The sequence below is a fragment of the Zoogloea sp. 1C4 genome (genome assembly GCF_009469605.1).
Lineage (GTDB): Bacteria > Pseudomonadota > Gammaproteobacteria > Burkholderiales > Rhodocyclaceae > Zoogloea > Zoogloea oryzae.
Window position 1 is genome coordinate 303913 of record NZ_SSXU01000005.1, and the last position, 22562, is coordinate 326474.

At 68.5% G+C, this 22562-nt stretch carries 17 protein-coding genes and 1 pseudogene; 14 read left to right on the forward strand and 4 right to left on the reverse strand.

Translation table 11 applies throughout. The annotated features are described in order from the left end of the window. The first annotated feature begins 31 nt into the window (after window positions 1-31). The gene (locus GH681_RS08795) at window positions 32-649 is read left to right on the forward strand and encodes a glutathione S-transferase family protein (protein ID WP_153161088.1); all 618 of its coding nucleotides are present in this window, start codon (window positions 32-34) and stop codon (window positions 647-649) included. Window positions 650-724: 75 nt separating this feature from the next. Here GH681_RS08795 and GH681_RS08800 read toward each other — a convergent pair whose 3' ends face one another. Further along, window positions 725-3607, reverse strand: a complete 2883-nt coding sequence (locus GH681_RS08800; RefSeq protein WP_153161089.1) for an adenosylcobalamin-dependent ribonucleoside-diphosphate reductase — start codon at window positions 3605-3607, stop codon at window positions 725-727. Between the two features lie 418 nt (window positions 3608-4025). Between GH681_RS08800 and GH681_RS08805 the strand changes: the two genes are divergently transcribed. Beyond that, complete coding sequence (locus GH681_RS08805; RefSeq protein WP_153161090.1) at window positions 4026-4229, forward strand: hypothetical protein; 204 nt, start codon at window positions 4026-4028, stop codon at window positions 4227-4229. A 142-nt stretch (window positions 4230-4371) separates the two neighbouring features. Here GH681_RS08805 and GH681_RS08810 read toward each other — a convergent pair whose 3' ends face one another. Further along, on the reverse strand, window positions 4372-5823 hold the full coding sequence (locus GH681_RS08810) for a PepSY domain-containing protein (RefSeq protein ID WP_194271184.1): 1452 nt from the start codon (window positions 5821-5823) through the stop codon (window positions 4372-4374). Window positions 5824-5966: 143 nt separating this feature from the next. Between GH681_RS08810 and GH681_RS08815 the strand changes: the two genes are divergently transcribed. Next, the gene (locus tag GH681_RS08815; RefSeq protein ID WP_153161092.1) at window positions 5967-7379 is read left to right on the forward strand and encodes an MBL fold metallo-hydrolase RNA specificity domain-containing protein; all 1413 of its coding nucleotides are present in this window, start codon (window positions 5967-5969) and stop codon (window positions 7377-7379) included. A 159-nt stretch (window positions 7380-7538) separates the two neighbouring features. Here GH681_RS08815 and GH681_RS08820 read toward each other — a convergent pair whose 3' ends face one another. Further along, entirely contained in the window at window positions 7539-8930 is a 1392-nt protein-coding gene (locus tag GH681_RS08820; RefSeq protein WP_153161093.1) for an undecaprenyl-phosphate glucose phosphotransferase, read from the reverse strand. 284 nt (window positions 8931-9214) lie between these two features. Between GH681_RS08820 and GH681_RS23625 the strand changes: the two genes are divergently transcribed. Genes GH681_RS23625 through GH681_RS08870 form a run of 11 tightly spaced genes read left to right on the forward strand, consistent with a single transcriptional unit; the run spans window position 9215 to window position 22441 of the window. Further along, window positions 9215-10519 (forward strand): hypothetical protein, encoded by a 1305-nt coding sequence (locus GH681_RS23625; protein ID WP_228111834.1) that lies wholly within the window; start codon window positions 9215-9217, stop codon window positions 10517-10519. Beyond that, window positions 10516-11361, forward strand: a complete 846-nt coding sequence (gene epsE / locus GH681_RS08825) for a polysaccharide export protein EpsE (RefSeq protein WP_228111835.1) — start codon at window positions 10516-10518, stop codon at window positions 11359-11361. The genes GH681_RS23625 and epsE overlap by 4 nt, the downstream gene beginning before the upstream one ends. A 12-nt stretch (window positions 11362-11373) precedes the next feature. Further along, the gene (gene epsF / locus GH681_RS08830) at window positions 11374-12753 is read left to right on the forward strand and encodes a chain length determinant protein EpsF (RefSeq protein ID WP_153161095.1); all 1380 of its coding nucleotides are present in this window, start codon (window positions 11374-11376) and stop codon (window positions 12751-12753) included. A gap of 15 nt (window positions 12754-12768) precedes the next feature. Next, entirely contained in the window at window positions 12769-13656 is an 888-nt protein-coding gene (locus tag GH681_RS08835; RefSeq protein WP_228111836.1) for a chain length determinant protein tyrosine kinase EpsG, read from the forward strand. Next, complete coding sequence (locus GH681_RS08840) at window positions 13656-14888, forward strand: hypothetical protein (protein WP_153161096.1); 1233 nt, start codon at window positions 13656-13658, stop codon at window positions 14886-14888. The genes GH681_RS08835 and GH681_RS08840 overlap by 1 nt, the downstream gene beginning before the upstream one ends. Further along, entirely contained in the window at window positions 14855-16120 is a 1266-nt protein-coding gene (locus tag GH681_RS08845; protein WP_153161097.1) for a hypothetical protein, read from the forward strand. Before GH681_RS08840 ends, GH681_RS08845 begins: the two co-directional genes overlap by 34 nt. After that, window positions 16117-17748: a hypothetical protein gene (locus tag GH681_RS08850; RefSeq protein WP_153161098.1), complete on the forward strand. Its 1632-nt coding sequence runs from the start codon at window positions 16117-16119 to the stop codon at window positions 17746-17748. Before GH681_RS08845 ends, GH681_RS08850 begins: the two co-directional genes overlap by 4 nt. Continuing rightward, on the forward strand, window positions 17745-18476 hold the full coding sequence (locus GH681_RS08855; protein WP_228111837.1) for a WecB/TagA/CpsF family glycosyltransferase: 732 nt from the start codon (window positions 17745-17747) through the stop codon (window positions 18474-18476). The genes GH681_RS08850 and GH681_RS08855 overlap by 4 nt, the downstream gene beginning before the upstream one ends. 15 nt (window positions 18477-18491) lie before the next feature. Beyond that, window positions 18492-19928, forward strand: a complete 1437-nt coding sequence (locus GH681_RS08860; protein WP_153161099.1) for a hypothetical protein — start codon at window positions 18492-18494, stop codon at window positions 19926-19928. Window positions 19929-19932: 4 nt separating this feature from the next. Continuing rightward, the gene (locus GH681_RS08865; RefSeq protein ID WP_153161100.1) at window positions 19933-21360 is read left to right on the forward strand and encodes an AMP-binding protein; all 1428 of its coding nucleotides are present in this window, start codon (window positions 19933-19935) and stop codon (window positions 21358-21360) included. Next, on the forward strand, window positions 21353-22441 hold the full coding sequence (locus GH681_RS08870) for a glycosyltransferase family 4 protein (RefSeq protein WP_153161101.1): 1089 nt from the start codon (window positions 21353-21355) through the stop codon (window positions 22439-22441). The genes GH681_RS08865 and GH681_RS08870 overlap by 8 nt, the downstream gene beginning before the upstream one ends. Before the next feature lie 16 nt (window positions 22442-22457). Here the strand turns inward: GH681_RS08870 and GH681_RS08875 are convergent. Next, window positions 22458-22562, reverse strand: a pseudogene (locus tag GH681_RS08875) (IS110 family transposase); the annotation flags it as partial.

Below are 22562 nucleotides of genomic sequence, written 5' to 3' on the forward strand. Positions count from 1 at the left end.
GCGCTTGTCCCGCCACCTGCAAGGCTTGCCCATGAAGTTCTACATGACCCCCGGCTCGTGCTCTACCGGCATCCACATCCTGCTCGAAGAGGTGGGCGCGGTGTTCGAGGCCTACATCGTCAATCTGCCCGCGGGCGACCACCTCAAGCCCGACTACCTGGCGATCAACCCGAAGGGCACCATCCCGACCCTGGTGCGTAACGATGGCACGGCGATCACCGAGTTTCAGGCGATCGCCTGGTGGCTGGCCCGTCAGTACCCGCGACGCGGGCTGCTGCCCACCGATGCCGAGGGCGAGGTGCGCGTGCTGGAGGCGATGAACCACGCGGTCGGCACCATCCACGGCCAGGGCTTCACGCGGATCTTCACCACCGCCAGCTTCACCCCCAACCTGGCTGACCACGACGCGGTGCAGGCCCGCGGGCGGCAGATCGTTGCGGACGGCTTCGCGGTGATGGATGGCCTGCTCGCCGGGCGGGAATACCTGGCCGGCACCTTCTCGATCGCCGACGCGGCGCTGTTCTACACGGAGTTCTGGGCCGACCGGCTGAAGCTGCCGCTGCCGCCCAACTGCGCGGCCCACTTCCGCCGCATGCTGGCGCGCCCGGCGGTGAGCCAGGTGCTGCGGGAGGAGGGCTATCGGGTATGAGCGGCACGCCGTTTGCCACCATCCAACGAAAACGGCCCCTCCGGAGAGGGGCCGTTTTGCGTGGGCAGGGCTGGATCAGCCGCAGGTGCCGACTGCGCCGCAGGCGGTGCAGAAGTCGCAGCCGTCCTTGCGGATCACGGAGTGGTTGCCGCATTCGCTGCACAGGGCGCCCTGCATCAGCTTGGGCTCGTTGGTGTCGCGGGGGGCTTCGAGGATGCCCATCTCGCGGGTCGGGTAGCCGGCTTCGTCGAGCACGCCCAGCATGGCGTAGCGGTGGATCACCAGCGCGGCCATGTAGGCGACGGTGGAGGGCCAGTTCTGCTGACGGCGGGTGCCGGGCACGAAGGCCATGAAGTCACCCAGGGGTTCCGGGTAGTCGATGAGCTTGCGCAGCTTCATGCCGATCCAGGCCGGGTCCATCACGCGCATGTCGAGGGACAGGATGCGGGTCAGGCCGTCCAGGGCGCGCGGGTAGTTGCCCGACAGCCACATGGAGTAGGGGCGGGTCACGCCGTCCGGCAGGGTGATTTCCTTGAGGCCGAGCACGAAGTCTTCGCCGGTGGCCGGGTTCTGGATGTCGACAGTCCAGGACAGGGTGCCGTCGGTGCCGGTCTTGGGCTCCTGCAGGCTGAACACGCTGTCGAGCACCGGGGTCGGCAGATCGCCTTCGAGGGCGTTGAGCTTCTCGCAGCGGTAGCGCACGACCTGGGCGAAGGCGGAGACGACGCCCGGCATCAGCTTCTGTTCGCCGTGGGGCGGGAAGCGCAGCTCGAAGGGCTTTTCGCCGACGGTCTTGGCGAGGGCCTCGAGCTTGAGCTTGAGCCAGCCACGGTCGTTGGCGCGCATGTCCATCGACAGGGTCTTGGCGACGGCGCCCAGGCCACGGGGCTGGTCGGCACCATTCACCCACACTTCGAACGGGAAGGCGCCCTTGGCGGGGCTGTCCTCGACCGGGTCCATGTGACCCACGAAGAGGGCGAAGTTGCCCTGCGGGGTGTTGAGCATGTAAGTCCAGGCGGCGTTGCCATCCGGCAGATCCGGGCGGCCCGGCCAGCGCAGGGACGAGAGCACCGGGGCCGGCAGGTTCTTGATGGACAGACGACGGTTGGTGTCGTCGGACATCTCGACATCCTGCGGCTGCTTCTGCTCGCTGCTCGGGGTGACCGACAGCACGGAGCCCAGCACGCTGTTGGGACGGTAGGTGGCGAGGCCCTTGAGGCCGGACTTCCAGGCGTCGAGGTAGAGGTTCTCGAACTCGGCGTAGGGGTAGTCCTCGGGCACATTCACCGTCTTGGAGATGGAGGTGTCGATGAACGGGGCGACGGCCGCGACCATGTCCTTGTGGGCCTTGGCGGAGATCTCGAGCGCGGTCACGAAGTACGGGGGCAGCTTGTTCACGTCACCGCCCAGGTGACGGTACAGGCGCCAGGCGTAGTCCTCGACGGCGTGCTCCTTGAAGGTGCCGTCGGCCATCCGCTTCTTGCGGGTGTAGGTGTAGGAGAACGGCGGCTCGATGCCGTTGGAGGCGTTGTCGGCGAAGGCCAGGCTGATGGTGCCGGTGGGGGCGATCGACAGCAGGTGCGAGTTGCGCAGGCCGTGCTTGCGGATCTTGTCCTTCACTTCGGTGGGCAGGCGCGACGCGAAGTTGCCGCCGGAGAGGTACATGTCGGCGTTGAACAGCGGGAAGGCACCGCGCTCCTTGGCGAGCTCGACGGAGGCCAGGTAGGCCTGGTCGCGCATGAACTCGGAGATCTGGGTGGCCATCGCGCGGGCTTCGTCGGTGTCGTAGCGCAGGCGCAGCATGGCCAGCGCGTTGCCGAGGCCGGTGAAGCCAAGGCCGACACGGCGCTTGGACTGGGCTTCGGCGTGCTGCTGTTCGAGCGGCCAGTGGGTGGCTTCGAGGACGTTGTCGAGCATCCGGATGGAGGTTTCGATGGTCTTGCCAAAGCCGGTAAAGTCGAAGCTGGCCTTCTCGGAGAAGGCGTCCTTCACGTACAGCGTGAGGTTGATCGAGCCCAGGCAGCAGCAGCCGTAGGACGGCAGGGGCTGCTCGGCGCAGGGGTTGGTGGCCTCGATGGTCTCGCAGTAGTAAAGGTTGTTGTCCTTGTTCATGCGATCAAGGAACAGGATGCCCGGCTCGGCGTGGTCGTAGGTGGAGCGCATGACCTGATCCCACAGGTCACGGGCGCGCACCTTGCGGTAGACCCACAGTCCGTCGTCGCGCTGGTAGCCACCTGCGGCCTTGATGTCGCTGGACGGCTCGGCCTTGTGGGCGAGCTCGACGTCGCCATCGGCTTCAACGGCCTGCATGAACAGGTCGGTCACGGCGATGGAGACGTTGAAGTTGGTGAGGTCGCCGTGATCCTTGGCGTGGATGAATTCCTCGATGTCCGGGTGGTCGCAGCGCAGCACGCCCATCTGGGCGCCGCGGCGGGAGCCGGCGGATTCGACGGTCTCGCAGGAGCGGTCGAAGACGCGCATGTAGGAGACCGGGCCGGAGGCGTTGGACTGGGTGCCGCGCACCATCGCGCCCTTCGGACGGATGGAGGAGAAGTCGTAGCCGACGCCGCCGCCGCGACGCATGGTCTCGGCGGACTGGGCCAGCGCGGTGTAGATGCCGCAGCGGCCGTCGACGGATTCGGTGATCGAATCACCCACCGGCTGCACGAAGCAGTTGATAAGCGTGGCGGCCAGGTTGGTGCCGGCGGCGGAGTTGATGCGGCCGGCGGGCACGAAGCCGCGCTCCTGGGCTTCCAGGAACTTGGTCTCCCAGAACAGGCGCTTTTCTTCGGATTCCATCGCCGCCAGGGCACGGGCGACACGCAGGCGCACGTCGGAGATGGTCTGCTCGTTGCCCTTGGCGTATTTCTCCAGCAGGACCTCGCCGGAGATCTCCTGCGGTTCGAGGTTGGCGGCGGTGGCGGGCTGGACTTTGGCGGTTTTGGTCGTGGCGGTCATGGCTCTTGGATGGCTGATCGGTAATGATGTAAGTCGGCGCATAGCTTACCCCCGGAGAAAGAAATGAGCAAAATTTTTTGACGTTTAAAAACAAATACTTAAAAAAATCAATAGTGCTTCAAAACTTTTTTTTCTACTACATGTAGTAGTGTTTGTGGGCTGGAAAATCAAGGAAAAAACTTCGGCAAGGTGGCTCAGGCCTTTGATTTGTCGGGAAAATGCGGCCCCGTGGATGCCGAAATCCTGCGTGGGCGGGGGCGGATGACGGCCCCGGCGGCCCTCCGCGCGGGAGGGTTTTTCGGGGGCGGGGGATGCGGAACGGATGGGATGCCCGGCCGTATGGCATGCCTCGCGCGTGTGGAGGGGCTGGCAAGGTGAGGCGTGCCGGTGAGCGCGCGGGCTGCGCTACGGCCCCGGGGTGGGCTGGCGGCTGTGGCGAGACGGGGTTGGCGAGCCACTCGCCGGCCTTGGTGGCGATGGCCTCACGGGACAGCACTTCGCTGGCCATGTCTTCGGCCACCCGAACGAGATTGGCCTCCACGCCATCGATCTCGAGCGCGATCTTCAGCCGCCGCCCGGCGCCCGTCAGGGTGGATTCGACCCGCACCCGGATGGCGTTTGAGTGCTTGGGTAATGAGCGCTCCGCCGGCGATCTCGTCGAGTGTCTTGGGGTGGCTGGCTGGGGTTGGGGCGGATCAGGATCAGTGCCCCGCCCACCGGCGGCTACACGTCAATCCTGGAGGAGGGGCCGGGCATTGTCGTTTTCAGCGGGCGGATGCCTTGCGGTGGCGCAGCCGTCTCCACGCGAGCACGCAGCCGCTCCCGGCGAGGAGTGCGCCCAGGAGGCACAGTACGGTGGCGAGGCCTTCGCGGAGCGTCGGCAGGGCGTGCAGGGGCGGAATGTCGAGCCGGTGCAGGCCGTTGAAGATCCAGCGGTGCAGGCGGTTGGCGTCATCGATGCGGGACAGAACACGGCCGGTGGCGGGGTCGAGATACCAGGTGGTGTCCTCGGCGTCGGCCAGGTGGATGCGTGCGGCCGGGAAGACCGCCTGATTGCGTCGGCCGTAGTGGTACAGGTCGGGCTCGTGGATGAGCTCGGCGCTGGCGACCGTATGGCCCTCGATGGCCGCGATGGCGGTGGCGAGGGTTTCCGGCGTGAAGGGCGCGGCCGGGCGGGCCTGGTCGTCGATGCGTTGGATGGCGCCCGGGGTGCGTGCTTCCAGATAGCTCCGGCCGCCAAAGCGATACCACTCGGCCTCCCGGGCGTCGGGCACCTGGGCAAGCTGGCGGTGGAGCAGGGCGAGGTCGTCCGCCGGGCTGAACGCCACGCCGGCCAGCTTCTGGGCGGCGCCCTTCGGCAGGCTGCTGAAGGCCAGCAGGCCGAAGGGATGATTCGACAGCCAGCCCGACACCAGCCAGGTGGCGGCGAGTCCGCCCACGCTCACCCCCAGCAGGTGGTGCCAGCGTTTCCAGCCCCGATAGGGCGTGACCGCGCCCCGCGGATAGCGCCGTCGCAGGCGCAGGCGCTGGATGCCGAGGATGAGCCCGGCGGCCACCGTGAGCATCGCGGCGGCCGGCAGCCACAGCACCAGCTGGCGCCACAGGGTGGTGTCGTCGCCGCGAAGGGGGGTGAAGTAGATCCAGTGGGCGACGGTGCCGATCCAGTTCCAGCCCCGCTCGAAGCGGGTGGTATCCAGCAGCACCTCGCCGCTGCGGGAAGACACGTAAAGATCGGTGCCCGCCGCGTCGTCCAGCGACACACGCAGCAGCGGGCGGTGGGCGTTGTAGGTGGTGTAGACCGTCCATTGGTCGCGCTCGACGGTGTTGACCGTGCCGATGGGCGCATCGGGGGCGAAGCGGCGGGTGGCGGCGACGGCAGCGTCGCGGGTGACGGCCACGGGCGTGCCGTCGTCGGCCCACACGCTGCAGGTGCCGTCTGCGGTGCCAAAGTGAAACACCGGCCGGCCATCGGCCATCGCCAGCCGCACGCTGCGGGGCTTCTGGGGGCAGGCGCGGGCCGCGACGGCCGGGCTGACCCGGATGGCGTCCGGCCGGAGAGCCGCCAGATGCGCCAGCCGCTCCTCGGGCGTCAGCTTGGGGAAGGGCACGTAGAGCATCACGATGCCGGAGACGAACCAGCCGAGGATCAGTAGTCCGGTGGTGATGCCCAGCCAGCGGTGAGCAAGGTGAAGCAGGCGGAGCAGGCGGGGTTTCATCGGGCGCGGGGCGTGTCGGCGGGCGTGGGGACGGTGTTCTACCACCAAGTGCGAGCCTTGAGGTGGACGAGGTGTGTTGACGCCGGACATTGCAATCCGTGGGGCGGGCGCTCATACTCGAATGCGCAAGGAGGTACTGCGAGATGCGAGTCCGTTTCTTTGGCGCGGCCGGCGAAGTGACCGGTTCGTGCACTCTGGTGGAAGCCGGCGATGTCCGCTTCCTGGTCGATTGCGGGATGTTCCAGGGCGGGCGCGAGGCCCGGGCCAAGAACCTCCGGGCGCTGGATTTCGGCTTCGACGTGCGGGACATCGACTTCGTGCTGCTGACCCACGCCCACATCGACCACTCCGGCCTCTTGCCGCGGCTGGCGGTGCTGGGTTTTCGCGGCCCGATCTACGCCACGCCCGCCACCATCGACCTGCTGGCGGTACTCCTGCCCGACAGCGCCCACATCCAGGAGAAGGAATCCGAGTGGCAGCTGCGCCACCAGCACCGCCGGGGCGGTAGCGAGCGGGGCGTGGTGGCGCCGCTCTACACCGTGGCCCAGGCCCAGACCACCCTCGGCCTGCTGCAGCCGGCGCCCTACGGCAGGACCATCGAGCCGGCGCCGGGCATCGCGGTGCGCTTTCATGATGCGGGGCACATCCTGGGTTCGGCGTGGCTGGAGGTAACCGCCGCGGGCGAGGGCCGGCCGCGCCGGCTGGTGTTCTCCGGCGACATCGGGATGCGCGACCGGCCGGTGCTGAACGACCCGGAGACGATCATCCCCTCGGCCGATCTGCTGCTGATCGAATCCACCTACGGCGACCGCCTGCACCGCCCCTTGGCCGAGACCGAGGAGGAGATCATCGCCGCGATCGGCCGCACCCGGGCCTGCCACGGCAACCTGGTGATCCCGTCCTTCGCGGTGGGGCGCACCCAGGAGATCATCTACATCCTGGCCGATCTGGTGCGGCAGGGAAGGCTGGAGCCCCTCAAGGTCTTCGTGGATTCGCCCATGGCCAACGAGGCGACGCGCATCACCCTGGCCCACCCGGCGCTGCTCGACAGCGAGACGCGGGATCTGCTCGAATGGCTGAAGGCCCACCCGAACAAGCTGAAGCTGGAGTTCGTGGCCGACGTGGAGGCTTCCCGGGCGCTTAACGACGTGCGCAGCGGGGCGATCATCATCTCGGCCAGCGGCATGTGCGAGGCCGGACGGATCAAATACCACCTGCGGGAGAACCTGCCCCGCAGCGAGTGTAGCGTGCTGATCGCCGGCTTCCAGGCGGCCGGCACGCTCGGCCGGCGGCTGGTGGATGGCGCCCGGCTGGTGCATATCTTCGGCGAGCCGGTGCCGGTGCGGGCGCGCATTTACACGGTGGGCGGGCTGTCGGCCCACGCCGACCAGGCCGGGCTGCTGGACTGGATCGGCGGCGTTCATACCCCGCCGCGCCACACCTGCGTGATCCACGGCGAGGCCGGAGCCTCGGCCACCTTCGCCCAGGCCATCCGCGACCGGCTGGGCTGGAAGGACGTGATGCTTCCCAAGCCCGGTGACAGCCTGCCCCTGTAGGTCGGACTTCAGTCCGACAACCCCTGCCTGCTCAACCCGTGATGTCGGACTGAAGTCCGACCTACGGTTCACGCTGCAGAGGGATGGCTTTTCGGCCCCTTGAAGCAAAAAAACGCAGCCCTCGACAGGCTGCGTTTTCGCATTTTTTGAGGTCGGGCCTCAGTAGGCGTTCGGGTCTTTGCGGATCAGCCCGACGGTGCGCAGGATGATCCGCAGGTCGAGCAGGAAGGACCAGTTGCGCAGGTATTCCAGGTCGAAGTCGATGCGCCGCTTCATCTTGTCGAGGGTTTCGGTCTCGCCGCGGCAGCCGTTCACCTGGGCCCAGCCGGTGATGCCCGGGCGCACCTTGTGGCGGATCATGTAGCCCTTGATGAGCTTGCGGTAGGTCTCGTTGTGGGCCACCGCGTGGGGGCGCGGGCCGACGATGCTCATGCGGCCCTGGAGCACGTTGATGAACTGGGGCAGCTCGTCCAGCGAGGTGCGCCGCAGGAAGGCGCCCAGGGGCGTCACCCGGCTGTCGCCCACCCGGGCCTGGGTGATGGTGTCACCGTTCTCGCAGACGCTCATGGAGCGGAACTTGTAGACCAGGATGCGCTCCCCGTCGAGGCCATAGCGGTGCTGGCGGAACAGTACCGGGCCCGGCGAAGTGGCCTTCACCGCGATGGCGATGGCCACCAGCAGCGGCGAGATCATCATCAGGATGGCCGCCGCCAGCACGAAATCGAAAGCCTGCTTGAAGAGGCCATTGACGCCGGTGAACGGTGATTCGCACACCGCCACCACGGGCAGGCCGCCCAGGTCGTCCATGCGCGCCTGGATCAGGTCGGTCATGAAGAAATCCGGCACGAAATAGATCGACACCGTGGTGTCGCGCAGCTCGTCCAGCAACTGGAGGATGCGCGGCTGGCTGCTCATGGGCAGGGCGATGTAGATCACGTCCACGTCGTTGTCGCGCACGTAATCCACCAGATCCTTGATCTTGCCCAGATGGTGGATGCCGGCGCGGGCGTGGCGGCTCGAATGGCGGTCGTCAAAGAAGCCGAGCAGGCGCTTGCCGGCGCGGCGGGAGCGTTCGAGACGGTCGGCCACGGCCAGGCCGGCGTGGCTGGCGCCCACGATCACCGCCCGCTGGCGGTAGCCCGCGTGGGCCATGACCATCGGCGTGAAGGTGTGGGCGGCATGGCGGGCGAGGGCGGCCGTCGCCGGCCCGACCACGAACCACACCAGCAGTACCTCTGGCGCGTAGGCGCTGCCAAAGCCCGTCATCAGTCCGATCAGGGTGAGGATGCCGAACAGCGCGACCCCCTTCAGCCAGCTTCCCCGGTACAGCGCCTTGAGGCCGCTGTCGATGTGCATCGGCATCGGCTGGGCCAGCAGGAACACCGTGATCGCCAGCACCGCGTAGGCAGGCTGCCCGCCCACGCCAAACCAGTTCGCCACCCCCAGCAGGCTGCCGGAGAAGGCGATGGGGTCGAGAAGGGCCTCGAAGATGGAGATCAGGGACAGGTGGGGCTTGATGCCCGGCGCCTGTCGTTCGATGGCGGCCTGCATGGCGGACTGTTGTATCCCGATGGTTGTCTGGTCGATGCGGAATGTACTGCAAGTTCGATATTGTTAATGTCAAATTTATTGGATATGTGAATTTGTTTGCAAAAAACTGTGCAGAACGCCGGTGCTTTTGCAAAATGCGTAAAATTTGGCTTGATTTCGTCCGCTTCTCCCTCAAGATGCTGCAACTTGCTAATCGGGGTGCGGATTTGCGTGATTTTGGTGTTCGTGTCGGGGGTGTTTTGCTGCTGATCGGGGCAGGTCTGCCCGCTTTTGGTAGCGAAGGCGTGGCCCTCCACGTTTCGACCATGCTGGGCGAACCGCGCAGGCCGGGGCCGCTTTTCGAGAGCGACGAGCTGGACCCGCCGTATCTGGAGCTGAGCCGGGCGCTGTCCGACGATTCGGCCAAGGTGGCGGCGGAAGACCGGGGCAGCGACCCCATCGACCTGCCGCTGGGCAAGGGCATCGGCTCGCGGATCAGCGTCAGCGAAACCCTCGCCTACGACAGCAACCTGTTTCGACTCTCCGGCGCTGCGGCGGCCACGGCGGCCGGCCTGAAGGGGATGGGCGACTGGAACAGCACCACCAAGCTGGGCCTGGGCCTGGAGAAGTACTACGCCGGGCAGCAGTTCACCCTCGATTACGAGCTGGCGGTGTCGCGTTACCGGGAGTTCGGTTTTCTGGACAACAACGCCAACAGCCTCGTGGGCCGCTGGCGCTGGACGGCCGGGCCGGACTGGAAGGGCGAGCTGTCTGCCGAACAGCGCGAGGCGACCGACGACTTTGCGTACTACCGCCAGCAGCAGCGCAGCCTGGGTGTGACGCGGCAGTTCACGGCCGGCGGGTTTTATCAGGTGGCGCCGGACTGGTTTGTCGGCGCTCAGGTCGGGCAGGGCAGCCGGCGTTATCCGGATGGCTCGCGGCCCAGCAATGAAATCGATTTTGCCGGTTTTGACGCTGTGCTGCGCTACGCGCCGGCGTCGGGGGCGGTGGTGGCGGTGACCCGTCGGCGTGCCCAGGGCCAATACCCCAACGCGCCGGTGACGGTCACCGGTCTGAGCGAATCGCGCTTCGAGCAGGACGAATTCTTTGCGGAAGCGACGCTGCCGCTGCGAAGCGGAACGCGCCTGCTGGCCCGGCTGGGTACGGTGAGCCGCAGCTACCAGCGTTTTCCGCAGAACAACTACACGGGCCACAACGGGAGCGTCGGCTTCGAGTGGCGGGTGACGCCACGCACGCTGATCAGCACCACGCTGCGCCACGACGTGGAGCCGGCCCAGGACTTCGTCTCGAACTACGTGGCCGTGAAGGGCCTGCGGTTTGGGGCGGTCTGGGAGTACTCGCCGAAGCTGCGGGTGGACAGCCGCCTGGAATGGCGCGACGCCCAGTACCGGGGCGACCCGGGTTTCGGGGTGAGCACCGCGTCCCAGCGGGAAGACAAGGGTGTGCTGGCTGCAGTGGCCGGCACCTGGCAGCTGACGCCGCGCACGCGCTGGATCACCTCGCTGACGCGGGAGCGCCGGACTTCGACCGAGGCGGCACAGAGTTTCAACTATTGGACATTGGCGGGGAGCTTGCAGTGGGTGTTTTGACGACAGGTTGGAAGCGCGGCAGGGCGGCGCTGGGTGCGCTGGTGACCGGGCTCGCGCTCGTCGCCGGGCTGGTGCCGGCCCATGCGCGGGAGGCCGCCGGGCAGGAGCCGGCCGCCCAGGAATATCGCCTCGGGCCGGGGGATGGGCTGAAGATCTCGGTCTTCCAGAACCCGGATCTCAGCCTCGAGACCCGCGTCTCCGAAACCGGCTCGATCAGCTACCCGCTGGTGGGCAACGTGCAGGTGGGCGGGCTGAGCGTGGCAGGCGCCGAGAAGGCGATTGCCGACGGCCTGAAGAAGGGCGGCTTCGTGCTCCAGCCCCAGGTCACGGTGGTGCTCCAGCAGGTGCGCGGCGCCCAGGTGGCGGTGCTTGGTCAGGTGGCCCGGCCCGGTCGCTACCCGCTGGAAAGCACCGCGATGAAGGTCACCGACGCCCTGGCCCTGGCCGGCGGCATGGCGCCTCAGGGGGCCGACAAGGTGATCCTCACCGGCATGCGGAGTGGCCGCCGGGTGCGCGCCGAGATCGACGTGACCGAACTCTTCGTCACCTGGACGCCCGAGAAGGACCTGCCGGTGATGGCGGGCGACACCCTCTACGTGAATCGCGCCCCGCAGGTGTACGTGTATGGCGAGGTGCAGCGCTCCGGCGCCTACCGCATCGAGCGCCAGATGACCGTGCTGCAGGCCCTCGCCATGGGCGGCGGCCTCAGCCAGCGGGGCACCGAGCGCGGCGTGCGCATCCACCGTCGCGGCGAGGACGGCGCCGTGCGCGTGCTCACCCCCCAACTCAACGACCTGGTGCAGGCGGATGACGTGATCGTCGTCCGCGAGGCCCTCTTCTGATCGGACGCCGACATGGGCATCACTCAACTTCTGGCGGTACTCCGGGCGCGGCGTCGGGAACTCTTCATGGTGTGGGGCAGCGTGGTGCTACTGGCCCTGGTGGTGAGCCTCGTGCTGCCGCGCCAGTACGTGGCCTCGTCCGAGGTGGTGGTCGAATCCCGCGGCGGTGATCCGCTGGTGGTGCAGCCGGGCAGCGGCGCGACGACGCCGGGCTTCCTCGCCACCCAGGCCGACATCATGGCCAGCGAGCGGGTCGGCGCCAAGGCGGTGGCGGCGCTGAAGGTGGCGCAGATGCCGCGCTGGGCCGAGAAGTGGCAGAAGGCCTCGGGCGGGCAGGGCGATGCCGACCGCTGGATCGCCGGACGCTTGAAGAAGTTCGTCAAGGTGAGCCCGTCCCACGAGAGCAACGTGCTGACCGTCACCTTTACCGGCGACGACCCGAAGTTTGCCGCCGACTACGCCAACGCGCTGGCCAAGGCCTACGTGGAGACCGATCTGGAGCTGAAGATCGAGCCGGCCAAGCAGTCGGCCGCGTGGTTCGACGAGCACACCAAGGCCCTGCGCGCCAACCTGGAAACCGCCCAGGCCCGCCTGTCGGAGTTCCAGCGCAGCCACGGCCTGGTGGGCGACGAGAAGCTCGACCTGGAGAGCGCGCGCCTCACCGAGCTCTCCACCCAATACACGGCCATCCAGGCCCAGAGCACCGAAACCACCTCGCGCCAGCGCCAGGGCGGCAGCGCCAACGAAGTCACCGCCAGCCCGCTGGTCCAGGCCCTCAAGGTGGATCTGGCCCGCCAGGAAGCCAAACTCTCCGAGCTCTCCGGCTATCTCGGCGAGAACCATCCCCAGTACCAGCGCGTGAAGGGCGAGGTGGAATCCCTGCGCGCCCGGCTGCGCACCGAATCCGGCAACGTGGCTGCGGTGGTGGGCACCAACACCCGCATCAACCAGGCCCGCGAAGGCGACGTCAAGAGCCGCCTCGAAGCCCAGAAGCAGCGCGTGCTGCAGCTCAAGCAGCAGCGCGACGAGATGGGCGTGCTACAGCGCGAGGTGGATAGCGCCCAGAAGGCCTACGACCTGGTGATGGCCCGCCTGACCCAGACCAGCCTCGAGAGCAAGTCGCGCCAGGGCAACGTGGCCGTGCTGTCGGTGGCGGTGCCGCCCACCGAAGCGGCCAGCCCCAAGCTGCTGCTCAACCTGGGTCTCGCCATCGTCATCGGCGCCCTGCTGGGCATGGCAGTGAGCATCGTGCGCGAGCTGTTCGACCGCCGCATCCGCAGTGCCGCAGACCTGGACGACGCCATCGGCGCGCCGCTGCTGGCCGAGATACCCCGCCTGCCGGACGCCGCCAACGAGGGCTCGCGCCTGCGTCTGGCCCTGCGGCGGGCCTGAGGAGCATCCATGGACATGAAATCCTTTTCCGGTCATTCCCAAGTGTCTGCCTTCGAAAAACCTCCGGTCGCCTTCCCCAATCTGGGTGAAATCCTCGTGTCCACCGGCCGCCTGTCGGCCGACGCGGTGGCCCGTGTCACGGCCCGTCAGCGGGAGCGGGGGATTCCCTTCGGCGCGGCGGCCATCGAGCTCGGGCTGGTGACCCAGGCCGACGTGCACGCCGCCCTGTCGCGGCAGTTCGACTACCCGGTGCTCTCCGCTGGCGACCAGGGCGCTGACCCGGAGCTGGTGGCCGCCTTCGATCCCACCTCGCCCCGCGTCGAAGCCCTGCGCAAGCTGCGCAGCCAGCTGGTGCTGCGGCGCATGGCCAACCCGATGCTGCGCACCGTCGCCATCGTCGGCCCGGTGCGTGGTGAAGGGCGCAGCTGGCTGGCGGCCAACCTGGCGGTGGTGTTCTCCCAGCTGGGTGAGCGCACCCTGCTGGTCGATGGCGACCTGCGCAACCCGCGCCAGCAGACCCTGTTCCGCCTGCCGCCGGCCGGCGGCCTGGCCTCGCGGCTGGCCGAGCGGGGCGACAAGGGCGGCGCAATCCAGCCCCACTCGCGCTTCGATCACCTGTCGGTGCTGCAGGCCGGCATCGTGCCGCCCAACCCCCAGGAGCTGCTGGCCCGTCCGGCCTTTGGCGCGCAGATCGCGGTGGCCCGGGAGACCTTCGAGATGACGCTGGTGGATACCCCGGCCGATGAAGTGGGCGCCGATGCCCAGCTCGTCGCCGCCACCTGTGGCAGCGCGATCATCGTGGCCCGTCGCCACGCCTCGGCCCACAAGCGGGTGGCGGCGCTCTCGGCCGGCCTGCGGGACGCCGGCGTGGTGGTGATCGGCGGCGTGCTGCTCGACTTCTGATGGCCTTCGCCCTCTCCGCCACGGCGCCCGTCAGCCTTGCCACCCCCTTTGAGAAGCGGGTGGCGCAGGGCTTTGCCTGGGCGCTCTTTGCCACCCTGTGGCTGAAGCTGGCGGTGGCGGTCATGCTGACCCAGCCGGTGATCGATGCGGAAGGCGAATCCATGTACAACCGGCTGGCCGACGCCATGCTGCTGGGGGTGATGTTCGCCGGCATCGGCACCTACGCCGACGCCATCCTCCAGCGCGCACCGCTGATCCTCGTGGCGGTGCCGATTGGCCTCGCGTCCTTCCTGACGACCGAGGCGCTGACCGGGCTCAACTTTTCGACGGCGGTCTTCGAGTACTTCAAGATCGTCACGCCGCCGCTGTTGTCGGTGCTGCTGCTGCGCCTCTACGAGCGGGAGACGGCGCTGGTGATCCGCCTGATGCAGATCACCCTGGTGCTGATCTGGGTGATGGTGGTGTTTGCGCTCGTCGTGATGCCGCCCTCCCTCAACCGGGGCGGCGAGCCGTTCTGGCCGGTGTACTTTGCCTCGCTGCACACCAGCTCGTATCTGGTGGTGGTGTGCGCGGCGCTGTCGCTATACCTCTTCGAGGCCGGCCACCTGAGCCGCCGGCTGTTCATCGCCCAGCTGCTGTTCTCGCTGCTGCTGGTGTTCTACGGCTGGGGCGTGCGTACCTCGATGGTGGCGGCGGTTGCCTTTGGCGGCGTGGTGATGCTGCAGCGCATGCGGATGGCGCCGGTGGTGATGTTCGTCGGCTTTGCCGGCCTGCTGACGCTGGCCTTCGTGCCGCTGCTGTTCGGGCTGATCCACCTGCCGTCGTGGGACGAGCTGGTCGAGGTGACGTCCGGCCGCTTCTCCATGTGGCTGCAGAAGATCGACATCCTCGCCAACAGCACGCTGCTGGAATGGATGTTCGGCCACGGCGAGGGCTCGGACTGGATCGTGTCCGAAGTGTGGTGGTGGAGCGCGAAGGATTCCCACAACGACTTCATCCGCCTGCTCAACCAGCAGGGCGTGCTGGGGCTGGGAATGGTCCTGGCGATCCTGGCGGTGTGGGCCGCGGCCTTTCCGCCGGGGGTGGCGCTGCCGCTGCTGGCGGCGCTGGGGGCGTCCACGGCCTTCAGCAACGGGATCATGTTCCGTCCCCAGGCCAGCCTGCTGATGCCCCTGGCGCTGGTGGCGGCGACCGCCGCATGGCAGCGGATCAGCGGGGAGGGCGCGCGATGAGCCTGTCGATGGCGGCCCTCCTGCGGCGGGGCGAGGTGCTGGCGGTGACCGCCGCACCCGGCGGCCAGCGCCTGCTCCACTTTGCGCTGGTGCAGGCGGTGTGCGGCACCGAGGCGCTGGGGCGCTTCGCCAACGATCTGTCGATCGCCATGATGCTGGGCCTTTTCTCGGCGGTGGGCTGGTCGGCGCTGGTGCTGGCCCGCGTGCCGGTGGCCGGCGAAGGCCGCGCCGCGCCGGTGATGCTGGGGCTGGCCCGGGGCGCGGTGGTGTTCACCCTGCTCGCCTGCCTGCCTTTGCCGCTGCTGGCGTGGGGCGGCTGGCTGTTCGAGCCGGGCTGGACGGCGCTGCTGCTGGCCGGCTGGACGGCCTACACCGTGGCCCGCCACTACGGCCTGGCGCTGACGTGCTACCGCCCGCTGCTGGTGCTGGAAACCCTGCTGGTGGTGCTGCTCACCGCCGGCATCGTGGTGGATGGCGGGCGTCACCGCTGGATGCCTTACGCCGCGCTGGCGGTGCCCACTGCGCTGCTGGGCCTCGCCGGCCTGGTCCACCTGATGCGCCACCGGGGGCACGAAGCCGCCGCGCTGCCCGCCGGCAGTGCCCGCACCTCGGCCGAGCAGGCGGCGCTCAATTTCGTCAGCGCCGGCATGTCGATGATCCTCGTGCCCTTCACCGTGCGGGTGGCGGGCGAGGGCTACGGCGGGCTGGTGGCGCTGATCGGCAGCCTGACCAGCGTGCTGCTGCTGTTTCCGCGCGCCCTCAGCTTCAACGCGCTGCCGGCGCTGGCCAGGGTGGTGCGTCAGGCCGGGCATCGCGAGGTGCGGGCGACCCTCGACACCCTGCGCCACGACCTGATCCGCGTGAACACCGCCCTCAGCGTGCTGGCCGTGCTGGCCTGGTGCGGCCTGGCGTGGTGGGGCCAGCGGCCCGATTTTGCCCTGGCCGGCGCCACCGCGATCTTCGTGCTCCAGCTCGCCAGCTTCTACGTGGGCCAGCTGGTGCTGCCGGAAGCCAATTATCTCCAGACCGTCGAGGAAACCCGCCTGCCGCTGCGGGTGAATGTGCTCTCGCTGGTGATCTTCGTCGCCGCCTGCGGGCTGGTGATGCTCGTTGCACCGCCGGGGGTGGATGCGGTGCTGTGTCTGTTTGCCGTTCTTCTGGGCGCGACCCTGTCGCGCAACCTGTTATTGCGCCGGGCCGTGTTGCGCCGCGCGCCGGAGGTTTTTGCATGAACTTGCCGCGTTCGGAGGCCGCGATGACCGTGCGCCTCGCTGTTTTCCTCCCGGCCGGGCCGGTGCCCAGCTGGGTTGTCCGTCTGGTGGGCGACTGCCTCGACTTGCCCGATGTGCGTCTCGTTGCGCTGCTGCGCGATGCGTCGCCGCTGCCGGCCGCCGACTGGGCCGACCGGGTCGACGAGATGGTCTTCGACCGGGGTGCCTCGCCGCTGCGTCTGGCGGAGCTGCCGACCCCGGCCGGCGTGGCCGAGTGGATCGCGCCGACCGCCGAGCCCGCCGACGCCTGGCTCGCCACCCGGGGCTGTGACGTGCTGCTCGACCTGCGCACCGCGCCGATGCCGATGGCCGTCAGCCCGACCCATCACTGGGCGCTGATGCTCTCCGGCCGCCCGGCGGTCACCCCGCTGGCGGGCGCCGATCCGGTGGTGGAGGGCGCCGACAGCACGGTGATCCAGCTCGAAACCATCCCCGGCGGCGCGGTGATCGACACCTCGCTGGGGGCTTCGTGCACCTTCTCGATCCGCCGCAACCGCCGTCGTGCCATCGCCAAGGGTATGGGCATGGTGCGTCGGGCGCTGGTGCGCCTGACGGCGGAGGGCGCCGTGGCGCCGCTGCCCGAAGTGCCGGCCGGCGGCGTGGATGCCTTTCCGGGTAGCCCTGCGGCCCAGCGCTTTGCCACCCTGGTGCGGCGCACCGTGTCGCGCTCGGCGTCGAAGGCCCTGAGCCGCGACCAGTGGGGGCTGGCGCTGGTGTTCGAGGATGCGCTGTGCCTCGATCCGGCCCGCGCGACCCTGATCCATCCGCCCGCAGACCGCTTCTGGGCCGACCCGATGGTGTGGCCGGCAGAAGGCGGCGGCTGGTGGGTGTTCATCGAAGAGGTGATCTACAAGGAAGGCCGCGGCACCCTCAAGGCGATGCGCGTGCAGCCGGATGGCAGCTGGGCCGAGCCGGTGTCGGTGATGGTGCGTCCGTGGCACCTCTCCTACCCCTTCCTGTTCGAATGGGAAGGCCAGCTGTGGATGGTGCCGGAGAGCGGTGCCAACCGCAGCGTGGAGCTCTACCGCTGCGTGAACCTGCCCGACCACTGGGAGAAGGTCGCCGACATCATGACCGGCATCGACATGGTGGATGCCACGCTTTTCGAGCACGAAGGCCGCTGGTGGATGCTCGGCAACGTCACCGAGCCGGGCGCCGACAAGCACGACGAGCTGCACGCCTACTACGCCGACAGCCCGCTGGGCCCGTGGCAACCCCACGCCGCCAACCCGGTGGTGGCCGATGCGCGCTTCGCCCGCCCGGCCGGGCCGCTCTTCATGCGGGACGGCAAGCTGCTGCGGCCGGCCCAGGAATGCGTGCCCGAATACGGCCACGCGCTGAGCCTGCGGCGCATCGAGCGGCTTACGCCCACCGAGTACATCGAACACACCGAGCAGCGGATCGAGCCGGGCTGGAAGCCGGGGATTGCCTGCGTGCACACCCTCAGCCACGCGCCGGGGCTCACTGTTTTTGACTTTCTGACAAGACGGTCACGCTTTGCGGCGGTGCGCGGCAAGCGCCCCGTGCCCTCCGCCACGGGTCGCAGCGATGGTGGCCGGGATAATTCCGACGGGAAAACAGCGCAATGAGAATTGATTTGATGGGATGCAAGGTGGACAACCTGAACATGGAAGAGACCCTCGGCGTCGTCGAGGGCTTCATCCATGCGGGCACGCCGCACCAGCACGTGGTGGTCAATGTCGACAAGATCGTCAAGGCCAACCGCGACCCCGCATTGCGTCAGATCATCAACGACTGCGACCTCATCAACGCCGACGGGATGCCCGTGGTGTGGGCCTCGCGCCTGCTCGGCAAGCCGCTCAAGGAGCGTGTCACCGGCGTCGATCTGTTTGAGGCGCTGATGGCCCAGGCCGCGAAGAAGGGCTGGCGCGTCTATCTGCTGGGCGCCCGTGAAGAGGTGGTGAGTGGCGTGGCGCGGCTGTATCCGGCCCGCTACCCCGGCCTCACCATCGCCGGCTACCGCAACGGCTACTGGAAGCCGGAGGAGGAAGCCCAGGTGGTCGAGCAGATCGCCGCGGCCCGCGCCGACATCCTGTTCGTGGCGATCAGCTCGCCCAAGAAGGAGGCCTTCCTCGCCCGCTACCAGGCGGCGATGAAGATCCCCTTCGCGATGGGCGTGGGCGGCACCTTCGACGTGGCCGTAGGCCTCGTCAAGCGCGCCCCGGTGTGGATGCAGAACGCCGGGCTGGAGTGGTTCTACCGCTTCCTGCAGGAGCCGCGGCGGATGTTCCGCCGTTACTTCATCGACGACATGGCCTTCGTCGCGCTGTTTGCGCGCGAGTGGGTCCGGCGCTGAGACGGGAGGCACGGCATGGGTATTGAAGACTGGGGCTACCGCTGGCTCAAGCGCTACATGGACGCCCCCCAGTGGGTGAAGGAGCCCCTCGGGCGCCTCTACAGCCTGCTGCCCGACCGGCTGCGCCACGGCAAGGACTTCGCGCGCTTCCGCGACGAGGCCAGCCTGACGGACGCGGCAGAGATCCAGCGCCTGTCCGAATCGCGCCTGCGCGAGACGCTGATGTGGGCGATCCAGACCGTGCCTGCCTACGCCGCGCTGGCCGCCCAGCTGCTCATCGACATGCCGCTCTCCGAACTGCTGGCGCTCTTCCCCCTGATGACCAAGCTCGACTACAAGCGCAACCCCGAGGCGTACCTCTCCACCGCCTGCGGCGAGGCCGAGCGCCTGCCCATGCAGACCAGCGGCTCGGTGGCCGAGCCCTTCAAGTTCGCATTGCAGAAGGGCGTGACCCGCTCCAAGGAGTCGGCCTACATCGAAGCCTTCAGCCGCCGCATCGGCCTGACCCGACAGGATGTGGTGCTCTCCCTGCGCGGGCGCAACATCCGCGGCGCGGCGGCCGACAACGGCCCCCTGCACAGCTACGAGCCGATCAAGCAGATGCTGTGGATCAGCCCCAACCACCTGGACGCCGCCTACATGCCCGGCCACGTGGATGCGGCCATCAAGTACGGGGTGAGCTTCATCCAGGGCTACTCGTCGGCGGTCTATGAACTGGCCCGCTGGCTGGAATTCAACCCGGTGCCGCGCTTTACCCGGGCGGTGCGGGGCGTGCAGTTGTTCTCCGAATCCGCCGACGAAGGCATGGTGACGCTGATCGAGAAGGTCTTCGGCTGCCCGGTGCTGGTGCACTACGGCCACTCGGAGCGCTCGGTGATGGCCGGCTCGATGCCCGACGACCACCGTTACTTCGTGTGGCCGCTGTATGGCCACGTGGAGCTGGTGGACGAAGCCGGCCAGCCGATCACCGAACCCGGCGTGCAGGGCGAGGTGGTGGCAACCGGCTTCGACAACAAGGCGATGCCCTTCATCCGCTACCGCACCGGCGATCTCGCCATGTGGTCGGACCGCGCGCCCCATCCGGCGCTGCCCGGCTACCCGGTGCTCGAACGCATCGACGGCCGCAACAACGACTACTTCGTGGCCCGTGACGGCCGCCGGATTCCGGTGGCGTCCCTGGGTGGGCTGCGTCCGCCGGCCTTCCTGAAGGTGGAAGCCACCCAGTACGAACAGCACGAGCCGGGGCGGATCACCGTCCGCCTGCAATCGGCCGACCCCCTCGATCCCGCCGTGCTGGCGGTGATCGACGACTACTTCCGGACCAAGCTGCTGGGCCTCGTCGAAGCCGAGCTGCAGGTGGTGCCGCACATCGAGCGCACCGCCCGCGGCAAGCGCCGGCTGATGATCCAGCACCTCACCGAACGGCCCGCGGAGACCACCGCAAGAAACTAGGATCATGAGCGTCGAGGACCATCTCTACCGCTGGCTGGGCAAGTACCTGGATGCCCCCCAGTGGATCAAGACCCCCCTGGGACTGGCTTACGGCTGCCTGCCGAAGGCCATGCGCTACGGCACCGGCTACCGGCGTTTTCTCGCCGAGGCCCAGCTGCGCTGCCCAGAGAAGCTGAAGCTGCTCGCCGACGAGCGCCTGCGCCGCACCCTGCGCTGGGCCGCCGAGACCGTGCCGGCCTACGCTGGCGTGCTCGCGCTGCTGTGTGACGGCGCGCCGGTGGAGGCGTGGCTGGCGGCCTTCCCGTTGACCACGCGCCTCGACCTGAAACGCCATCCCCAGGCCTACCGCTCCACCGCCTGCCCGCCGGACGCCGGCCTGCCGATGCAGACCAGCGGCTCCTCGTCCGAGCCCCTGCGCTTTCTACTCGAACGCGGCCTGACCCGCTGCAAGGAGACCGCGTACATCGACAGCTTCAATCGTCGCCTGGGCTACCGCCGCCGCGTCACCATCCTGTCCCTGCGCGGCCGCAACGTGCGCGGCGCGGAGGAGGGCGTGACCCACAGCTACGACCCGATCAAGCGGATGCTGGCGGTGAGCCCCAATCACCTCACCGATGAACTGATGCCGGGCCACGTGGAGGCCGCGCGGCGCCACCGGGTGAGCGGCATCCAGGGCTACCCGTCGGCGGTGTACCTGTTTGCCAACTGGCTGGACAAGCACCCCGAGCACGCGGATTTCGTCCGTCGCGTGCGGGGCGTGCAGCTGTTCTCCGAGACCGTCGAGCCCTTCATGCTCGACACCATCCGGCGCGTGTTCCCGTGCCCGGTGCTGCTGCATTACGGGCACTCGGAGCGCGCCGTGATGGCCGCCTCGATGCCCGACGACCCGCGTTATTTCGTGTGGCCGCTGTACGGCAAGGTCGAGCTGATCGACCACGAAGGCTGCGTCATCACCGAGCGGGGCGTCTCCGGCGAGATCGTCGTCACCGGCTTCGACAACCGGGTGATGCCCTTCATCCGCTACCGCACCGGCGACATCGCCCAGTGGTCCACCGGTCCGGAACACCCGGATCTGCCGGGCTTCGCGGTGCTCGAACGCATCGAGGGGCGCGACTCCGACTTCATCTACGGCCGCGACGGCCGGGCGATCCCCATGACGTCGGTGGGCGGCCTGCGTCCGCCGGCCTTTGCGCGGATCGACGCGGTGCAGTACGAGCAGTTCGAGCCAGGCCGCCTGATCGTGCGCCTGCAGGCGGGGGGCGGCCTCTCCCGCGAGACCTGCTGCGAGCTGCAGCAGTTCTTCCACAGCAAGTTCCACGGCATGGTGGATGCCGAGCTGCGCGAGGTGTCGTCCATGGCGCGCACCGCCAACGGCAAGCTGCGCACCATCGTCCAGCACATCAGCGCCGAGGCAGAGGTGACCCATGCGTGAGAAGGGTGCGCCGATGCTGGTGATGCTCGGGCCGGATATCCAGTCCCGCGGCGGGATCGCCTCGGTGATGCGGATCTGGCAGGACGCGGGTTTCGGCGGCCGCCGGCCGGTGCTGCATCTGCCGACCTACGCCGACGGCAGCGCCGTCGCCAAGCTTGTGGTTTTCACCGGCGCGCTGCTGCGCTTCTGCCTGATGCTGGCCCTGGGCCGGGTGGCGGCGGTCCACGCCCACTCGGCGTCCAACGCCAGCTTCCGCCGCAAGAGCCTGCTGCTGGCGCTGGCCCGGCTGGCCGGCAAACCGTACATCTTTCATCTGCACGGGGGCGCCTTCGATCGTTACCACGCGGATGCATCGGCGCTGGAGCGGGCGTGGATCAACCGCAGCGTGCGCGGCGCCGAGGTGGTCTTCGTGCTCTCCGAAAGCTGGGCGGAATGGCTGCGCAAGCACATCGGCCATCCGGACGTGCGTGTGCTGCCCAACCCGGTGCTGCCCGTGCAGCTTCCGCCCGATGTGCCGCGCGAACCCCATACGCTGCTGTTCCTGGGCAGGCTGGAAGACGCCAAGGGCGTGTTCGTGCTGATCGACGCGCTGGCGCGGCTGGCTGGCACGCGCCCCGACCTGCGGGTGATCCTCGCGGGCGAAGGCGATGTGGCGCGGGTGCGCGCAGCCGCGGTGGCCGCAGGTGTGGCCGAGCGGGTCGAGCTGCCTGGCTGGGTGGCGGGCGAGGCCAAGGCCCGTCTGCTGGCCCGGGCCGGCATATTTTTGCTGCCGTCACGTTTTGAAGGCGTGCCGATGGCGCTGCTCGAAGCCCAGGCCGCGGGCCTGCCGGTGGTGGCAACCCGCGTGGGCGGGATTCCCCAGGTGGTGACCGATGGCTACAACGGCACGTTGGCCGAGCCCGACGACGTGGCCTCGCTGGTGACGGCCCTCAAGCCGCTGCTGGCCGATGCTGCGCTGGCACGGCGGATGGGCGAGGCGGGGCGCGAGCGGGTGCTCGACAGCTATGGCATCGAACGGGTGCGGGCGATGGTTGAGTCCGCCTGGCAATGCCTCGACCGTGCGTCCGGCGGAAAGGACTGAGTAACCGTCTTCGAAGTCAAGCGCAATGAAGCGACTTGTCCCAAGGTTTTGCAGTGCGCACCATGGCGTTGAGCGTGGTGAGCAACTTGCGCATGCAAGCGACCAGGGCGACCTTGGGCAA

Coding starts and splice junctions, on each gene's coding strand:
- GH681_RS08840 (WP_153161096.1), top strand. CDS start 13,656: ATGGCCTTCGCCCTCTCCGCCACGGCGCCCGTCAGCCTTGCCACCCCC.
- GH681_RS08870 (WP_153161101.1), top strand. CDS start 21,353: ATGCGTGAGAAGGGTGCGCCGATGCTGGTGATGCTCGGGCCGGATATC.
- GH681_RS08845 (WP_153161097.1), top strand. CDS start 14,855: ATGGCAGCGGATCAGCGGGGAGGGCGCGCGATGAGCCTGTCGATGGCG.
- GH681_RS08855 (WP_228111837.1), top strand. CDS start 17,745: ATGAGAATTGATTTGATGGGATGCAAGGTGGACAACCTGAACATGGAA.
- GH681_RS08835 (WP_228111836.1), top strand. CDS start 12,769: ATGAAATCCTTTTCCGGTCATTCCCAAGTGTCTGCCTTCGAAAAACCT.
- GH681_RS08800 (WP_153161089.1), bottom strand. CDS start 3,607: ATGACCGCCACGACCAAAACCGCCAAAGTCCAGCCCGCCACCGCCGCC.
- GH681_RS08820 (WP_153161093.1), bottom strand. CDS start 8,930: ATGCAGGCCGCCATCGAACGACAGGCGCCGGGCATCAAGCCCCACCTG.
- epsF (WP_153161095.1), top strand. CDS start 11,374: ATGGGCATCACTCAACTTCTGGCGGTACTCCGGGCGCGGCGTCGGGAA.
- GH681_RS08810 (WP_194271184.1), bottom strand. CDS start 5,823: ATGAAACCCCGCCTGCTCCGCCTGCTTCACCTTGCTCACCGCTGGCTG.
- GH681_RS08850 (WP_153161098.1), top strand. CDS start 16,117: ATGAACTTGCCGCGTTCGGAGGCCGCGATGACCGTGCGCCTCGCTGTT.
- GH681_RS08815 (WP_153161092.1), top strand. CDS start 5,967: ATGCGAGTCCGTTTCTTTGGCGCGGCCGGCGAAGTGACCGGTTCGTGC.
- GH681_RS08865 (WP_153161100.1), top strand. CDS start 19,933: ATGAGCGTCGAGGACCATCTCTACCGCTGGCTGGGCAAGTACCTGGAT.
- GH681_RS08860 (WP_153161099.1), top strand. CDS start 18,492: ATGGGTATTGAAGACTGGGGCTACCGCTGGCTCAAGCGCTACATGGAC.
- GH681_RS08795 (WP_153161088.1), top strand. CDS start 32: ATGAAGTTCTACATGACCCCCGGCTCGTGCTCTACCGGCATCCACATC.